The organism is Streptomyces sp. HUAS MG56 (assembly GCF_058673395.1).
In genome coordinates this window covers 6,681,814-6,697,188 of record NZ_CM178722.1, presented here as the reverse complement: position 1 = coordinate 6,697,188, position 15,375 = coordinate 6,681,814, and the positions used below count along the sequence as shown (strand labels likewise).

The window sequence follows — 15,375 nt, the reverse complement described above, 5'->3', positions numbered from 1 at the left end:
CATGCTGAAGAACGTGGCCGCCGTGCTGCTGGACGGGGTGCACCCCTTCGAGCTGGGCGTCGTGTGCGAGGTGTTCGGCATCGACCGCAGCGACGAGGGACTGCCCGTCTACGACTTCGCGGTCGTCTCCGCCGAGGGGCCGACGCTCGACACCCACTGCGGGTTCACCGTGTCCACGCCGTACGGGCTGGAGCGGCTGGAGGAGGCCGACCTCGTCGCCGTACCGGCCGGGACCGCCTATGCCGAGCGGGAGTATCCCGCGGAGCTGCTGGCGGCGCTGCGCCGGGCCGTCGGGCGCGGCGCCCGGGTGCTGAGCGTGTGTTCCGGGGTGTTCCTGCTGGCCGCGGCGGGGCTGCTGGACGACCGGCGGTGCGCGGTGCACTGGCATCACGCCGAGCAGCTCGCCCGGCGCTATCCGCGGATCGCCGTCGAGCAGGACGTGCTGTACGTGGACGAGGATCCGGTGATCACCTCCGCCGGTACGGCCGCGGGGATCGACGCCTGTCTGCACATCGTGCGCAAGGAGCAGGGCCCCGAGGTCGCCAACAAGATCGCCCGGCGGATGGTCGTACCCCCGCACCGGGACGGCGGGCAGGCCCAGTACATCGAGCGGCCGCTGCCGAGGGGCGCGTGCGACACCGTCGGCGAAGTGCTGGTATGGATGGAGGAGCACCTCGATGTGGAGGTGACTGTGGAGCAGCTCGCGGCCCGCGCGCACATGTCGCCGCGCACCTTCGCCCGCCGCTTCCAGCAGGAGACCGGGACCACGCCGTACCGCTGGATCCTGCGCCAACGGGTGCTGCGCGCCCAGGAGTTGCTGGAGGGCACCGACGAGACCGTGGACGCGATCGCCTGGCGCACCGGGTTCGGCACGGCGGCGGCGCTGCGCCACCAGTTCGTGCGGGCGCTCGGCACCACGCCGAACGCGTACCGGCGCACGTTCCGCGGCCCTCACGCCGCGTGAGCGCGCGCCGGTATCAGGACGTACCCGTCACCTCACCACTCCACGGGTTTCAGCAGCAGGTCGTGCGGGCGCAGCGTGATGCCCACGCGGGTGGTGTCGTTCGACCCCGTGACCTGCTCGAAGCGGTACTTCGCCGAGATCGCCGCCGTGATCAGGGTCAGCTGGGTCATGGAGAAGTGGTCGCTCGGGCACTTGCGGTTGCCCGTGCTGAACGGGCTCATGGCGTGCTTCGGGACCTCCTTGGCCCGCTCCGGCAGCCACCGGTCGGGGTCGAAGTCGAGGTGGCGGTCGTAGGAGCGGGCGTCGCGCTGGATCGCGTAGGGGCTGTAGACGATGTCCGCCCCGGCCGGAATGCGATAGCCGCCGAGTGACGTTTCGGTCACCGCCCGCCGCGTCAATATCCAAACGGCCGGCCTGAGCCGCATCGCCTCGACGACGACATTGTTGGTGTGGGTGAGTGAGCGGACGTGCTCGAATGCGACGGGTCGGCCGCCGGTCACGGTTTCGACCTCGGTCCGTACCTTCTCGGCGTGTTCCGGGTGTTCCGCGAGGACTTGGAGCAGCCACATGATCGTGGACGCGACTGTTTCGCTGCCCGGGGTGAGTATCGCGACGACCTGGTCGTGGATCTCCTGTTCCCCGATGGGGTCGCCATTGTCGTCCTTCGCTTCCAGCAATGCCGTCAGCAAATCGTCCGGCCTTTGACCACTTGCCCTCCGCTCGGCGACGATCTCGTCCACGAGGAGATGCAAATCGGCCAAGGCCCGGTTGAATTCGCGGTTGGCCGGAAACGGCAGCCGGTAGAGCGGTCCGAGCGGGACGACCATCCTGCGGTACATGCCGCGGAAGACGGTGGCCAGGTCGATGCTGAGCCGCTCGGCGCGCTCGTCCATGTACTCGCCGCGCAGCAGGCAGCGGGCGGCGATGCGGACGGCGACGCGGAAGGACTCGGAGGTGCACTCGACGGTCCGGCCGGGCTGCCAGCGCTCGGTCAGCGCGTGCGCCTCCTCCTCCATGATCGGCCCGTAGTTCGGGATGGCGTCCAGCCGGAAGGCGGGCTGGATGGTGCGCCGCTGGCGCCGGTGCGTGGGGCCGTTGGCGGTGGCCACGCCCTCCTTGCCGAGCAGCCCTTCGAGGGACTCCCACAGCGGACCGTCGATCTTGAAGTCGGGGCTGAGCGCGAGGGCGCCGGTGAGCGCCGGCGTGGTGACGGCGTACACCGTCTTGGGACCGAGCTTGAGGCGCACGACGTCACCGTGCTCGCGCAGGCCCGCCATGAAGGCGAGCGGGTCGCGGACCAGCTTCAGGCCGTGCCCGAGACCCGGTACGGCGCCGCCCGCCAGGGGCGCCTCGCGCGGTTCGGTCGTCTCGGAGGCCACCGGCCTCACCGACTCGACGGTCATTTCTCACCTGCCGTTTCGTTCGTCACGTACGGGGGCGTGGACCGGTCGTCCCAGCTGTCGACCATGTACCGGCCGGACTCGTGGTGGAACCAGTAGACGGAGCTGAACCAGTTCCGCATATTGCCGACACAGGCCCGCACCGCGCTGCTCAGTTCCTTGCCGCCGGCACTTAATCCGGGGGCAGTGCCGTCGGCAATTGCGTCGGCGAAGCGCAGCGCCTCCTGTTCGGCCTCCAGAAATTCCTTGATGCATTCCTCGACGCGCCGCCTGACTTCGTCCACGGCTTCTTCGAGAGTCAGTCCCTCATGGGTGATGAGACTGATTCCGAGATTGTGGACCTCATCTCCCGCTATTTCTTTCGGCAGCGAGCACAGGTCGTTGTACCAGGCGGCGAATTCCTGGGTCAGCAACGCGGCCCGGCGATAGGCCGGGTTTTTCCGTACGCTGTCCGGGAGTTCGCATCCGGCGCTGGGTTCGAGCAGGTCCGTCCATATCCAGTGGGCGAAGGTGTGCCGGCGCAGGGCGAGGTATTCCTCGACGCCGGGTATGTATCCCTCGGTGCGGTTGCGGAATTCACGGTCGTAGGCCTCGATCACCGCGTGGAAGTGCCGGGCGAACCGCTGGTTCCAGGTGCGCGGCAGGAAGCCGTACAGCCGCCGGACGCTGTCCGCGAACCCCGAGACCAGCGGGTCCGGGTGGTGCAGATGATGCCTGGGCGCGTCGAGGGCCGTGTGCAGGCGGTTCCTCAGCCGCCGCCAGTCGCCCGCCCGGCCGTGCACGATGTCGCGGTCATGACGGTCGTCCCAGACGAAGAACCACGCGCTGTAGTCGGCGATGGCTTGCAGGACCTGGTCGGAGGCGTTCACGTAGAAGCCCGCCATCAGGTCGGTGTAGCACAGTCCATCGGCATATTCCTGCACCTTGCCCGCGGGCATGAGCCGCTTTTCGAGCAGCCACAGGCGGGTCTTCTCCTGAAGCCGCGGCCAATACGGATGCAGTTGCCGGGGAAAGGCGGACTCGATCACCGGAAGTGCCAGTGAGGGTGGCACGACGACCGCCGTAGGTGTCGCTGTGGTGCTGTGTGGGAAAGCTTGCACGAACAAACCCCTCTCAGCCGCCAGGAGCGCACGCCCCTCCCGTCATGCCGGGCGTGCGCCGTTGCGTATCCCCGCAGTTCCCATTCAGCACCACAACTGACCGCCATGGGAACGGATTTGCTCCACTCACTACCCCAAGGTGCCGAGAATCCCCCCATCTATGACTGATTAGGGATCACCAGAGAGCCGGAAGCGATCGGTTGTGCGACGCACGGATGAGCGAAGTCGGTCATGCGAAGGGCGCCCGGCCGGGAGTGATCCCGACCGGGCGCCCGAGGACCCGCGCCTGCTAGTCGTTGGCGACGACCGGGTAGCGTGGCTCGTTCTCGGCCATCTGCCGCATGACGTCCTTGCGCTCCCGCTTGGACAGCCGGTCGATGTAGAGGTAGCCGTAGAGGTGGTCGGTCTCGTGCTGCAAACAGCGTGCGAAGTAGCCGGTGCCACGGACCTTGATCGCGTTGCCCGCGACGTCCTGGCCGGTCACCTCGGCGTAGTCCGGACGCGCGAGCGGCGCGTACGCACCCGGCACGGACAGGCAGCCCTCGTTGTTGTCGTCCAGCAGGCGCTTCTCGGCGGGCAGCTCGACCAGCTTGGGGTTGCAGACCACGCCGACGTGCCGGTTGCCCTCGTCGTCCTGGCAGTCGTAGACGAAGACCTTCAGGTCGACACCGATCTGGTTGGCGGCCAGGCCCACACCCTCGGCGGTGCGCTGGCTGGCGAACATGTCGGCGGCCAGCTGCGCCAGCTCCGCGCCGAACTCGGTGACGTCCCGGCACTCCTTGTGCAGCACCGGGTTGCCGACGACCGTGATCGGCCGCGAGGTGCCGCGCTCACGCCAGGCCTTCTCGCGCTCCTCGCAGTTCTCCGTGTCGACGACGTACCCCTCGTCGCCGACGGGGAGCACGCCCGCGTGCTGCTGATCGGTGTCCTGCTGCGCCATGACCGACGTATGCCTTCCTGCAAAACCTTCAAAAGAGTCGAGTACAGCCTAAAGGCGACAGCTCACCGGCCGCTCAGCAAACCTCTTCCAGGTCCCGCCAGTCCCGCGAGTCCGGACTGTCGGCGACCCACCCGTCCAGCAGCCCCCGGACCAGCGAAGCCGGCGCGGCCACCCCGCACTCCCGCTCCGGCACCCACAGCTGCCCGTCCGTGCGGTGCCCCAGCGGGCCGGGATGACCGGGCTCGCTGTGGTCGTGCGGATCCAGGTGCTCCCCTTCGCCCTCGTCCGACGGCATCCGCGACTCCGAGCACATCCGGCACAGCAGCCGCACCGAGGAGGACCAGTCCTCCGCCGCGAACCCCGCGTCGGCGGCCAGCTGCTCCAGCGCGTCCCGGTCCGCCTCCGTGGCCGCCTCCAGCAGGACCACCCAGGTCGGCACGGGTGAGGGCGCCCACAGCTCGATCTCGTCGAAGACCGGGTAGGAGTGGCCGGCGGACGTCGTGCGCTCGCCGTGCGGGACGCCGTCGTGCAGCACGACCTCGCCCCAGCGCCGCCCGGACGAGGGGAGCGGGATGGAGAGGACCTCGACGCGGGCCGGATCCAGTCGGCGGCCCCACACGACCTCGGCCTCGCCCTCCGGCGAGAGCCGTACGGCCGCGCTGCCCAGCTCCATGCCGACCGGCTCGCCGGCCGCGGTGGCTCCGCCGGGCACCTTCAGCCCGTACGCCTGCCAGGCGCGGCGGGCCAGCGGCCAGTCCTGGAGGGCGGTCGCGGCGATGCCGACGTTCCACCAGTCCGGCGCTCCGGTCTCCCGGTCGAGCAGGGCGACGGCGCGCAGTCCGGCCGCGCGGGCCTGCTCCCAGTCGTGCCGGAACTTGTGCAGCAGGGCGAGGTTGAACCAGGACTCCGACAGCCAGGGTTCCAGGTCGGCGGCCCGTGTCAGCAGTTCGCCCGCGTCCTCGTAGCGGCCGTCGCCGATGAGCGTGAACGCGCGGTCGGTGGCCTGCCGCCAGGAGGCGGAGGGCCGGTGCCGTCCCTTGCCGAAGATCCTCACGATTCCCGCCTGCCAGTTCCAGTTCCGCACAGTGGGCTGGCTTGTGCCCCCGGACACCCTCTCCCTCGCATCCAACCACGTGCGATGGGGAAGGCGCTCATTACCCATGGGTTACCCAGCCGCGCACGGGGTCAGACAGTGCCGTACGTCTCCCGTCGTCCCGCGCCGGAGCGGTCTCCCGCCAGCCGCGCGGCCGGGCCAGCACCCGGGCGAGGGACTCGACGACCTCGGGGGCGTAGTCCCCCGCGGCGGCGAGCCGCAGCTCCTCCAGCGCCCGCAGGGGGCCCTCGGGGCCGGCGTCCCGGGACTTCTCCTCGTAGGCGTTCACGGCCCGGACGATCCGCGCCGCGAGGGGCTGTTCCCGGCAGGGGTCGGCCTGCCGCTCGACCACGACGGCGACCGCCGCGTCCACCCCGGTCTGCCGGACGACGGCCCCGCCGAGCAGCGCGATGCGCCGCTGCTCCTCGGGCGGCAGTGCGGCGGTGGCGCCGGCCGGGACCGGGTCGACGAGGCTGAGCTGGCCGATGTCGTGCATCAGGGCCGCGTACTCCAGAACGGTCAGTTCGCCCTCGGCCATCCCGAGGTCGCGGCCGACGGCGAGGCCGAGCGCGGCGACCCGGCGGGCGTGGCCCGCGGGGGTGCAGCCGGCGATCTCGGTGGCGCGGGCGAGGGAGGCGATGGTCTGCCGGTAGGTGGCCCGCACGGCCGCGTAGCGGCGGACGGAGAGCTGGGTGAGCAGCAGGGGCAGACAGAACACGGGCAGCGCCCACAGTCCGACCACGGCGACCGCGAGCGCCATCACGGCGCCGGTGGCGCCCACGGCGGAGCCGATGCCGAGCAGCCCGCGCAGTTGCTCGCGCAGCAGCGGGCCGAACGGCCAGCGGGTGCGGGCGTGGCCGAGGGCGGCGGCGAGCACGGCGTCGCACAGGCCGGTCAGACAGAGCAGGGCGATCAGCAGCAGGGCGTAGACGGGACCGGCCCAGGAGGCGAACAAGCCCTGGTCGTACAGGGGTTGGAAGCAGACGGCGGCGAAGCCGACAGTCAGGACGCGGCGGGCGAGATGGTCGAGGGTGGGGGTGCGGCCGGACCAGATGTGGGGGACGGCGCCGAGCACGGCCGCGACCAGGACGACGGTGACGACCTGGGCGGCGCGATGTGCGGTGGGCCGGCCGGCGTCGGCGCCGAGCAGGGCGTACGCCAGGGAGCCGGCGGCGGCGAGCGGCGCGGCCTGGCGGGCCTGCGAGTCGTTCCACCGGTTCAGCTCGCCGACGGCTATGAGCACCCCGAAGGCGAGCGCGATCCCCCGGTCCGTGAGGCCGGTGCCCAGCGTGACGGCGAGGGACGCGGCCGCGGTGAGGGCGGCCGCGCCGTGGATCAGCCGCAGGGCGGTCACCGGAGCGTCCCCCCGCCGGCCACCGCCCGCACCGGCGTGTGCGCCTCGTCGGCGGTGACCGCGGGATGCCAGCCGTGCCGGCGCAGGGCGCGGACCAGCGCGCCGACCATCCGGGGGTCGAACTGGGCACCCGCGCAGCGCTCCAGCTCGACGAGGGCCGTCTCGACGGGCCGGGCCCGGCTGTAGGAGCGGGTGGAGGTCATCGCGTCGAAGGCGTCGGCGACGGCGACGACCCGGGCGGCCTCCGGGATCCGGTCGCCGGCCAGGCCGTACGGATAGCCGCTGCCGTCGAGGCGTTCGTGGTGGTGCAGGATCGCGGCACGGGCCTCGCCGAGGAAGGAGATCCCGCGGACCATCTCGTGGCCGTACTCGGGGTGCAGTTCGATGACGCGGCGTTCCTCGGGGGTCAGCGGGCCCTCCTTGCGCAGCAGACGGGTGGGGACGCCGAGCTTGCCGACGTCGTGCAGGATGCCGGCGAAGCGCAGCACCTCGATGCGCTCGTCGTCCATGCCGAGTTCGCGGGCGATCAGCACGGAGGCCTGGCCGACGCGTTCGCTGTGGCCGCGGGTGTAGCCGTCCTTGATGTCGACGGCCTGCACGAGGGCGCGGATGGTGGCCTGGTGGGCGGCGCGTTCGCGGTGGTACTGGGCGAAGACCCACCAGGAGACGTACATCGGCAGCAGCACGAGCAGTGCGGCGACCGGGCCGTACGGGCTGCGCCACAGCACGGCCATCATCAGTCCGGCGAGCCCCTGCACGGCGACCGGCGCGAGCGAGCGCGACAGCAGCCCGCGCCAGGCCCGGCGCAGCGGCACCCGCTCGGCGACGACCAGGATGCCGCCGTCGAGGACGGTGAGGATCACGCAGAAGGCGAGGACGGCGGCGCCGGCGGGCAGCAGCGCGTACGGGAAGTCGGAGGTGACGACGGCGTCCCGGCCGCCCAGCGTCCAGTGCACCGCGGCGGCACCCCACACGGCGAGCGCGGGCTGCGCGGCCCGCCACACCCGCCGCGGCAGGGCCGGCCGCTGCTCGACCGGGCAGAGCAGGGCGGCGGGCAGCGGCACGAGCGCGGCGGCCGGCGGCGGCAGCAGGAACGCGGCGGCGAGCAGGACGGGGTGGAAGGTGCCGCCGAGGCGGCGCCGTACGACGTACTCGCAGCCGGCGTAGAGCGCGGAGAGCAGGGCGAGCGCCCACCAGGGCGTGCGTACCGTCGGCAGGGGCAGCAGGCAGAGCAGTACCAGCACGGCGACGGCGGCCACATAGCCGCGTGCTCTCGCTGGAACCGCCTCCATCGCACCCCTCCCCGACCACGCCTGCCCCAGGCCGGAGCCTAGGGCGGGAACGAGGGACAGGGGGCTTATGACCTGAGGATTAGCACGTTCGGGTGATGACCCGGAGGTCAGCTCTCCGGGGCGGCGGCGGTGACGTCGTGCTCCGGCACGGTGTGGCCGGAGCGGATCAGGTCGATCCGCCCCATGACCTTGGCACGCAGGTCGGCGGGCACGTCGTCATGCCCGCAGCACCGCTTGACCAGCTTCTTCACGGCCTGCTCCAGGCCGTACTTCTCCAGGCACGGAGAGCATTCCTCGAAGTGGTGCTGGAACTTGTCGCGGTCGACGTCCGGCATCTCGCTGTCGAGGAACTCGTACAGGTGGTCGAGGACCTCACTGCAGTCCGTCTCGTGCGGATCTCCGCAGCTCATGAGCCCGAACCTTTCGCTTCGTTCGACTCTCCGGCGCCCGCCGGGACCAGCCCGCGCTCGCGCGCGTAGTCCTCCAGCATGCCGCGCAGCTGACGGCGGCCCCGGTGCAGCCGGGACATCACCGTACCGATGGGTGTCCCCATGATGTCCGCGATCTCCTTGTACGCAAAGCCCTCGACGTCCGCGAGATAGACGGCGATGCGGAACTCCTCGGGGATCGCCTGCAGCGCTTCCTTCACGTCCGAGTCGGGCAGGTGGTCGAGCGCCTGCGACTCGGCGGAGCGCAGACCCGTCGACATGTGCGACTCGGCGCGGGCGAGCTGCCAGTCCTCGATCTCCTCCGCCGCCGAACGCTGCGGCTCGCGCTGCTTCTTGCGGTAGGAGTTGATGAACGTGTTGGTGAGGATCCGGTACAGCCACGCCTTGAGGTTGGTGCCCTCGCGGAACTGGTGGAAGGACGCGTACGCCTTCGCGTACGTCTCCTGCACCAGGTCCTCGGCGTCGGCCGGGTTGCGCGTCATGCGCAGCGCGGCCGAGTACATCTGGTCGAGGAATTCGAGCGCGTCCCGCTCGAAGCGCGCGCTGCGCTGCGTGCTGGACTCGGAGGTCTTCTCCGCGCTCACGCCCCGGCCCTCGGGCTGCTCCGCCTGGCCGTTGTCGGTCCCTGCGTCGGTACCGGTGACCGGACCCACCTCCTCAAGATCCCGGGCGGGACCGAGACCGGTCCCACTCGTTTCGGAGGATAGAACACGACCCGTGCCTGCCGCCGCTCGAATAGGAGCGCTCTTCGCCGCGTGCAGCACCGTCCAGTCCAGGTCAGTGCTGCTGCTGCGGTTCGGGCAGATGGTCGAACCCATGCGGCGGACTTCCTCTCCGTACGACGTCGGTGCCGAGGCCTCAGCACTTCTGTCCGCCACAACAGTGGCCGGTCGCGAGTCATTCCCTGCCGTCACCCGAGTGACGCGGCCCACTCCACGACACCGCCGGTGATGATCTCCAGGGCCCGCTCCTGCGTGATGTCGGCGCGTGCCGGGACCGCGAACCCGTGATCGCCGTAGGCCACCTCGATCAGCTCGTACGGCCCCTCCGGGAACTCCGCCGGCCGGCCGAAGGGGTCGTTGCCGCCCTGGACGACGAGCGTGGGCACCCCGGTGCCGAGCAGTTCCTGCGCGCGGGACTTCTCGGGCTTGCCCGGCGGGTGCAGCGGGAAGCTCAGCGCGAGCACGGCGTGCGCGCCCAGCTCGCCCGCCGTGCGGCAGGCGACCCGCGCCCCGGCACTGCGCCCGCCGGAGATCACCGGCAGTTCCATCCCGGCGAGTGCGGGCCAGATGCCGCGCCACCCGGCGTCCAGCGTCCTCGGCGCGGGCGCGACCTTCCTGCCCGCGACCCGCCAGGGCTGCTCCACGAGGGCCACGGTCACCCCGTGCGCGGGCAGGGCCCGGGCGAGCGCCTGGAGGTCCCGGGCCTCGATGCCCCCGCCGGCGCCGTGGCTCGCGGCGAGGACGAGCCGGGGTTTCTTCGCCTTGTGCCAGGTGATGCGTGCGGTCCCGGCGTCGGTCTCGACAATCTCGATCACGCTAGAAGAGTGTGCCCTCTTCCGGCGCCTCAAGCTCCTTCAGCAGCTCCGGGCCGTTGTTGCGGACGTTGCTGACGGCCGTGGAGACCGGGTAGGCGCGCATCAGGCCGGGCGGCGGCGGGGCGAGCAGCTCGCGCAGGGCGTCGGGGTCGGTGCGGGCCGGGTCGAGCCAGGCGTCCCAGCGGTCCGGGGTGAGCATCAGCGGCATCCGGGGGTGGATCTCGGCGAGCGTGCCCGGGCCGTCCGCCGGTGCCACGGCCAGCGGGGTCCGCTCGGCCTCCGTGGTGATCACCGAGCAGGTCGCCCACCAGGCCTGCGGGTGGTCGTCGGGCAGCGTGCGGTCGCGCCAGAACTCGTACAGCCCGGCCATCGCGAACACCGAGCCGTCGGCGGGCAGCACGAAGTACGGCTGTTTGCGCGGCCGCTTCTTCTTCCCCTCGACCTCCAGGTCGCGCTCGTCCTTCCCGGTGACCCACTCGTAGTAGCCGTCGGCGGGCAGGATGCAGCGCCGGGCGGCGAAGGCGCGGCGGTAGGAGGGCTTCTCGTGCACGGTCTCCGCGCGCGCGTTGATCATCCGGGCGCCGCCCTCGGGCGTCCTGGCCCAGGAGGGCACCAGTCCCCACTTCAGCCGGCGCAGCTGGCGAACCGGACGCGGGGAGTCCGCGTCTTTCAGAGGACGGTCGAGGACGGCGTAGACCTCCTTGGTCGGAGCCACGTTGTAGTCCGGCTCCAGGGTCTCCTCCGGCTGCCACTTCTCGATCTCGAAGACTCCTGCGAGATCCTCGGGCCTACGACTCGATGCATACCGTCCGCACATACATGTCACACTGCCAGACTCCGTACCAGGACAGGGAGCCACTCGGACACATGGACAGCCTCGCCGTCACCTCGCTGGCCGGTCTCTGGGACCGGCTCTCCGGGACCCAGTCCGACCCCGGCGTGTGGGTGGTGATCGCCACGCTCGCCGCCGCGCTCGCCGTCGTCGTCCCGCACCCGGTGTGGCGCATATCGCGCAACGCGGTCACCATCGCGCACGAGGGCGGCCACGGCCTGGTCGCCCTGCTCACCGGGCGGCAGCTCACGGGCATCCGGCTGCACTCCGACACCAGCGGCCTCACGGTCAGCCGGGGCAAGCCGTACGGGCCGGGCATGATCCTGACGGCCGCGGCGGGGTACACGGCCCCGTCCCTGCTGGGCCTGGGCGGCGCCGCGCTGCTGGCCTCCGGCCGCATCACGCTGCTCCTCTGGCTGGCGACGGCCCTGCTGCTCGTGATGCTGGTGATGATCCGCAACGCCTACGGCGTGCTGACCGTGGTCCTGGCCGGCGGTGCCTTCGTGCTGGTGTCCTGGCTGGCGGACGCCCAGGTGCAGGCCGCCTTCGCGTACGCGGTGGTGTGGTTCCTGCTGCTCGGCGGGGTCCGCCCGCCCTTCGAACTCCAGGCGAAGCGCTTCCGGGGCGGCGCCGGCGACTCGGACGCGGACCAGCTGTCCCGGCTGACGCACGTCCCGGCGGGGCTGTGGCTGTTCCTGTTCCACGCGGTGTCGCTGTGCTCGCTGCTCGGCGGCGGGAGCTGGCTGCTGGAGGGTTGACCGCCGCCCCTCCTTATAAAGTGGGCCCATGGCCCCGAACACCGCCCTTCCCGCACTCTGGCCCGCCCCGCACGCGAGCGGAGCCGTCGACGCGACGGTCCACGTGCCGGGGTCCAAGTCGGTCACCAACCGCGCCCTCGTCCTCGCCGCCCTCGCCTCCGAGCCCGGCTGGCTGCGCCGCCCGCTGCGCTCCCGCGACACCCTGCTGATGGCCGGCGCCCTGCGGGCCATGGGCGTGGAGATCGAGGAAGGCGTCGGCCCCGACGGCACCGGCGAGGCCTGGCGGGTGGTGCCGAGCGGCCTGCGCGGCCCGGCGACCGTCGACGTCGGCAACGCCGGCACGGTGATGCGTTTCCTGCCGCCGGTCGCCGCGCTGGCCGACGGCCCGATCCGGTTCGACGGGGACCCCCGCTCGTACGAGCGCCCGCTGAACGGCGTGATCGACGCGCTGCGCGTGCTCGGCGCCCGGATCGACGACGACGGCCGGGGCGCGCTGCCGCTGACCGTGCACGGCGGCGGGGCGCTGGACGGCGGCCCGGTATCGATCGACGCGTCGTCCTCCTCCCAGTTCGTGTCGGCCCTGCTGCTCTCCGGCCCGCGCTTCAACCAGGGCGTCGAGGTCCGCCACACGGGGAGCACGCTCCCTTCCATGCCGCACATCCGGATGACCGTCGACATGCTGCGCGCGGTCGGCGCCCAGGTGGACACCCCGGAGTCCGGCGGCGAGCCGAACGTGTGGCGGGTGACGCCGGGCGCGCTGCTCGGCCGGGACCTGACGGTCGAGCCGGACCTGTCCAACGCCCAGCCGTTCCTCGCGGCCGCGCTGGTGACCGGCGGCACGGTGACGATCCCCGACTGGCCGGAGCGGACCACGCAGCCCGGCGACCGGCTGCGGGAGATCTTCACCGAGATGGGCGGTTCCTGTGAACTCACCGACTACGGGCTGGTGTTCACCGGTTCGGGTGCCATCCACGGTATCGACGTGGACCTCGGCGACGTCGGCGAGCTGACCCCCGGCATCGCGGCGGTGGCCGCCCTCGCCGACTCCCCCTCCACCCTGCGGGGCGTGGCCCATCTGCGGCTGCACGAGACGGACCGGCTGGCCGCGCTCACCAAGGAGATCAACGAACTCGGCGGTGACGTCACGGAGACGGCCGACGGTCTGCACATCCGCCCGCGCCCGCTGCACGGCGGCACCTTCCACACCTACGAGGACCACCGCATGGCGACCGCCGGCGCGATCCTCGGCCTCGCGGTCGAGGGCGTGCGGATCGAGAACGTGGCGACGACGGCCAAGACCCTGCCGGACTTCCCCGAGCTGTGGACCGGGATGCTCGGGCAGTAGGGACAGACGCCATGCGCCGCTACGGCAAGCACACCGACGAGGACGACATCCGCACCCGTCCCAACCGCAAGGGCAACCGGCCGCGGACCAACATCCGGCCCAAGCACGAGGACGCGGCCGAGGGCATGGTCCTCACCGTCGACCGGGGGCGGCTGACCTGTCTGGTCGAGGGCCGTCCGGTCATGGCGATGAAGGCCCGCGAACTGGGCCGCAAGGCCGCCGTGGTGGGCGACCGGGTCGCGCTGGTCGGTGACCTGTCCGGCAGGAAGGACACGCTCGCCCGGATCGTCCGCATCGAGGAGCGCGCCTCGGTGCTGCGCCGCACGGCCGACGACGACGATCCCTACGAGCGGGTGGTCGTCGCCAACGCCCACCAGCTGGCGATCGTCACGGCACTCGCCGACCCGGAGCCCCGCCCCCGGCTGATCGACCGCTGCCTGGTGGCCGCGTTCGACGCCGGTCTGGAGCCCCTGCTGGTGATGACGAAGTCGGACCTGGCCCCGCCGGACAAGCTGCTGGAGCTCTACGGCGACCTCGACATCCCGTACGTCGTCACGAGCCGCGAGGAGCTGGAGAACGGGGACGCGGCGGACCGGGTGCGCACGCATCTGGACGGCCGGATCACCGCGTTCGTCGGCCACTCCGGCGTCGGCAAGACGACCCTCGTCAACGCGCTCGTCCCCCAGGAGCGGCGGCGTACGACGGGACACGTCAACGCCGTGACGGGCCGGGGCCGGCACACCACGACCTCGGCGCTGGCGCTGCCGCTCAGCGATGACGAGGGGTGGGTCATCGACACCCCGGGCGTGCGCTCCTTCGGCCTCGCGCACATCGACCCCACCCGCGTCATCAACGCCTTCCCGGACCTCGAACCCGGTACGGAGGGCTGCCCGCGCGCGTGCAGCCACGACGAGCCGGACTGCGCGCTGGACGCCTGGGTCGAGGAGGGTCACGCGGATCCGGCACGGCTGTACTCGCTGCGCCGGCTGCTGGCCACCCGGGAGCGCCGGGAAGGCGACTGACCACCACGTTGTTTGGCCGGATGAGAGGCCGGTAAGTGCATACTCGCACCGAACCGGTGAGCCGGATCAACGGGAGGACAGCGCATGGCGTGGCTGCTGGTGGTCGTGGCCGGGATGCTGGAGACCGGTTTCGCGGTGTGCCTGAAGCTCTCGCACGGATTCACCCGCCTGTGGCCGACGATCGCGTTCGCCTGCTTCGCGCTGGGCAGCTTCGGTCTGCTGACCCTGTCCCTGAAGAAGCTCGACGTCGGCCCCGCGTACGCGGTGTGGACGGGGATCGGCGCGGCGGGCACGGCGATCTACGGCATGGTCTTCCTCGGCGACCTGGTGTCCACGCTGAAGATCGTGTCGATCAGCTTCGTCATCATCGGGGTCATCGGGCTCCAGCTGTCGGGCTCGGCGCACTAGACCCCGTCGTCGAACTCCCTTGATCCGTACGGCAGTCCGGCCGCTCACACCCGCTGGACCGCCTGCTGCGGAACCACCGCGCGGACCAGTTCCGCGACGCCGCCCTCACCCGGCGGGGCCGCGACGCAGGACAGGGCGAGGCGGACGACCAGTTCGCAGGGGTGGGCCAGTTCGGCGGTGTCGAGGGGGCCGGCGGCGGGTCCGGCCAGGGCGGTGGCCGCGCGGTCGCGCACGATCCGGACGAGGTCGTGGGGCGTGGGCAGCGGCCCGTCCGCGCGGCGCTGTGCGGGCACCGTGGAGGAGGACGGCACGGCGGCGAGCGGCGGTGCGGGCAGCCGTTCGCTCCAGCAGCCGGTGAGCATGGCGCGTACCAGCGCGTTCTCCCGCGCGGCGGAGCTGGTCCACTCGGCGACGGCGGTGAGCCGCTCGCGGGGTTCGGCGGAGCCGGCGAGCGCCCGCTCGACACCGGCGAGGTAGCGGTCGGCCGCCCGCCGCACCAGGGCCCGGGCGAGGCCGTCCTTGCTGCCGAACTCGTTGTACAGGGTCTGCCGGGACACCCCGGCCGTCGCGGCCACGTCGACCATCCGCACCGCGGACCACGGCCGGCGCGCGAGCGCCGTGAAAGCGGCGTCCAGCAAGGACTCCCGGGCAGCAGGCATCGTCGCCTCCCTGGGCCAGACCAGTTCTGCGCCCAGAGTTGACGCGGCCGCAGGCACTGTCAAGGGGTCGCGGGCGCGGACCGTGCGCCGGGCCGCGCGGCCATGGCCCCTGGCGCCGGCCGGGTGCGAGCGAGCACGCCGTCCGGATGGAAACGACCGTGTCGACCGGGTGGGAACGGCCGGACCCGCCGCGCCCCGCTGGCCCCACCCCGACCCCGGCAG

The 15,375-nt window shown here is 71.9% G+C and carries 16 protein-coding genes; 5 read left to right on the top strand and 11 right to left on the bottom strand.

The window, feature by feature from the left end:
* Position 1: 1 nt before the first annotated feature.
* Positions 2-964, top strand: coding sequence for a GlxA family transcriptional regulator (locus AC4OXY_RS31690; RefSeq protein ID WP_356028946.1), 963 nt, complete (start codon positions 2-4; stop codon positions 962-964).
* Positions 965-996: 32 nt separating this feature from the next.
* Here AC4OXY_RS31690 and AC4OXY_RS31685 read toward each other — a convergent pair whose 3' ends face one another.
* The 10 genes from AC4OXY_RS31685 to AC4OXY_RS31640 form a co-directional block, all read right to left on the bottom strand.
* Positions 997-2,367 carry a bifunctional albaflavenone monooxygenase/terpene synthase gene (locus AC4OXY_RS31685; RefSeq protein WP_356028948.1) on the bottom strand — a complete coding sequence of 457 codons (1,371 nt, stop codon included), beginning with the start codon at positions 2,365-2,367 and terminating at the stop codon, positions 997-999.
* Positions 2,364-3,464 carry an epi-isozizaene synthase gene (gene cyc1 / locus AC4OXY_RS31680; RefSeq protein WP_356028950.1) on the bottom strand — a complete coding sequence of 367 codons (1,101 nt, stop codon included), beginning with the start codon at positions 3,462-3,464 and terminating at the stop codon, positions 2,364-2,366. Before cyc1 ends, AC4OXY_RS31685 begins: the two co-directional genes overlap by 4 nt.
* Before the next feature lie 289 nt (positions 3,465-3,753).
* The gene (gene def, locus AC4OXY_RS31675) at positions 3,754-4,404 is read right to left on the bottom strand and encodes a peptide deformylase (RefSeq protein WP_356028952.1); all 651 of its coding nucleotides are present in this window, start codon (positions 4,402-4,404) and stop codon (positions 3,754-3,756) included.
* Between the two features lie 73 nt (positions 4,405-4,477).
* Positions 4,478-5,458 (bottom strand): hypothetical protein, encoded by a 981-nt coding sequence (locus AC4OXY_RS31670; protein ID WP_356028954.1) that lies wholly within the window; start codon positions 5,456-5,458, stop codon positions 4,478-4,480.
* Between the two features lie 100 nt (positions 5,459-5,558).
* Positions 5,559-6,851 carry an HD-GYP domain-containing protein gene (locus tag AC4OXY_RS31665; protein WP_356028956.1) on the bottom strand — a complete coding sequence of 431 codons (1,293 nt, stop codon included), beginning with the start codon at positions 6,849-6,851 and terminating at the stop codon, positions 5,559-5,561.
* On the bottom strand, positions 6,848-8,143 hold the full coding sequence (locus tag AC4OXY_RS31660; protein WP_402065861.1) for an HD-GYP domain-containing protein: 1,296 nt from the start codon (positions 8,141-8,143) through the stop codon (positions 6,848-6,850). Before AC4OXY_RS31660 ends, AC4OXY_RS31665 begins: the two co-directional genes overlap by 4 nt.
* Positions 8,144-8,250: 107 nt before the next feature.
* Positions 8,251-8,553 (bottom strand): mycothiol system anti-sigma-R factor, encoded by a 303-nt coding sequence (rsrA, locus tag AC4OXY_RS31655; RefSeq protein WP_356028960.1) that lies wholly within the window; start codon positions 8,551-8,553, stop codon positions 8,251-8,253.
* Positions 8,550-9,245: an RNA polymerase sigma factor SigR gene (sigR, locus tag AC4OXY_RS31650; protein ID WP_356028962.1), complete on the bottom strand. Its 696-nt coding sequence runs from the start codon at positions 9,243-9,245 to the stop codon at positions 8,550-8,552. Before sigR ends, rsrA begins: the two co-directional genes overlap by 4 nt.
* 257 nt (positions 9,246-9,502) lie before the next feature.
* Positions 9,503-10,129 (bottom strand): alpha/beta hydrolase family protein, encoded by a 627-nt coding sequence (locus tag AC4OXY_RS31645; RefSeq protein ID WP_356028964.1) that lies wholly within the window; start codon positions 10,127-10,129, stop codon positions 9,503-9,505.
* Position 10,130: 1 nt separating this feature from the next.
* Complete coding sequence (locus tag AC4OXY_RS31640) at positions 10,131-10,946, bottom strand: SOS response-associated peptidase (RefSeq protein WP_356028965.1); 816 nt, start codon at positions 10,944-10,946, stop codon at positions 10,131-10,133.
* 50 nt (positions 10,947-10,996) lie between these two features.
* Between AC4OXY_RS31640 and AC4OXY_RS31635 the strand changes: the two genes are divergently transcribed.
* The 4 genes from AC4OXY_RS31635 to AC4OXY_RS31620 all read left to right on the top strand — a co-directional run bounded on the left by AC4OXY_RS31635 (position 10,997) and on the right by AC4OXY_RS31620 (position 14,494).
* Positions 10,997-11,719, top strand: coding sequence for a M50 family metallopeptidase (locus tag AC4OXY_RS31635; RefSeq protein ID WP_356028967.1), 723 nt, complete (start codon positions 10,997-10,999; stop codon positions 11,717-11,719).
* Positions 11,720-11,747: 28 nt separating this feature from the next.
* A complete protein-coding gene (aroA, locus tag AC4OXY_RS31630) occupies positions 11,748-13,064 on the top strand; it encodes a 3-phosphoshikimate 1-carboxyvinyltransferase (protein ID WP_356028969.1) in 1,317 nt (438 codons plus the stop codon).
* An 11-nt stretch (positions 13,065-13,075) separates the two neighbouring features.
* Positions 13,076-14,086, top strand: a complete 1,011-nt coding sequence (gene rsgA / locus AC4OXY_RS31625) for a ribosome small subunit-dependent GTPase A (protein ID WP_376288853.1) — start codon at positions 13,076-13,078, stop codon at positions 14,084-14,086.
* Positions 14,087-14,170: 84 nt separating this feature from the next.
* Positions 14,171-14,494, top strand: a complete 324-nt coding sequence (locus AC4OXY_RS31620) for a DMT family transporter (protein WP_356028973.1) — start codon at positions 14,171-14,173, stop codon at positions 14,492-14,494.
* 44 nt (positions 14,495-14,538) lie between these two features.
* On the opposite strand, the gene AC4OXY_RS31615 is transcribed toward AC4OXY_RS31620, so the two are convergent.
* The gene (locus tag AC4OXY_RS31615; protein WP_362818570.1) at positions 14,539-15,153 is read right to left on the bottom strand and encodes a TetR/AcrR family transcriptional regulator; all 615 of its coding nucleotides are present in this window, start codon (positions 15,151-15,153) and stop codon (positions 14,539-14,541) included.
* Positions 15,154-15,375 lie beyond the last annotated feature (222 nt).

What these genes read in the sequence shown, in the direction of transcription:
- AC4OXY_RS31690 (WP_356028946.1), top strand. Translation starts at nt 2, where the DNA reads ATGCTGAAGAACGTGGCCGCCGTGCTGCTGGACGGGGTGCACCCCTTC.
- AC4OXY_RS31640 (WP_356028965.1), bottom strand. Translation starts at nt 10,946, where the DNA reads ATGTGCGGACGGTATGCATCGAGTCGTAGGCCCGAGGATCTCGCAGGA.
- AC4OXY_RS31615 (WP_362818570.1), bottom strand. Translation starts at nt 15,153, where the DNA reads ATGCCTGCTGCCCGGGAGTCCTTGCTGGACGCCGCTTTCACGGCGCTC.
- AC4OXY_RS31660 (WP_402065861.1), bottom strand. Translation starts at nt 8,143, where the DNA reads ATGGAGGCGGTTCCAGCGAGAGCACGCGGCTATGTGGCCGCCGTCGCC.
- aroA (WP_356028969.1), top strand. Translation starts at nt 11,748, where the DNA reads ATGGCCCCGAACACCGCCCTTCCCGCACTCTGGCCCGCCCCGCACGCG.
- AC4OXY_RS31635 (WP_356028967.1), top strand. Translation starts at nt 10,997, where the DNA reads ATGGACAGCCTCGCCGTCACCTCGCTGGCCGGTCTCTGGGACCGGCTC.
- rsrA (WP_356028960.1), bottom strand. Translation starts at nt 8,553, where the DNA reads ATGAGCTGCGGAGATCCGCACGAGACGGACTGCAGTGAGGTCCTCGAC.
- AC4OXY_RS31685 (WP_356028948.1), bottom strand. Translation starts at nt 2,367, where the DNA reads ATGACCGTCGAGTCGGTGAGGCCGGTGGCCTCCGAGACGACCGAACCG.
- def (WP_356028952.1), bottom strand. Translation starts at nt 4,404, where the DNA reads ATGGCGCAGCAGGACACCGATCAGCAGCACGCGGGCGTGCTCCCCGTC.
- rsgA (WP_376288853.1), top strand. Translation starts at nt 13,076, where the DNA reads ATGCGCCGCTACGGCAAGCACACCGACGAGGACGACATCCGCACCCGT.
- AC4OXY_RS31620 (WP_356028973.1), top strand. Translation starts at nt 14,171, where the DNA reads ATGGCGTGGCTGCTGGTGGTCGTGGCCGGGATGCTGGAGACCGGTTTC.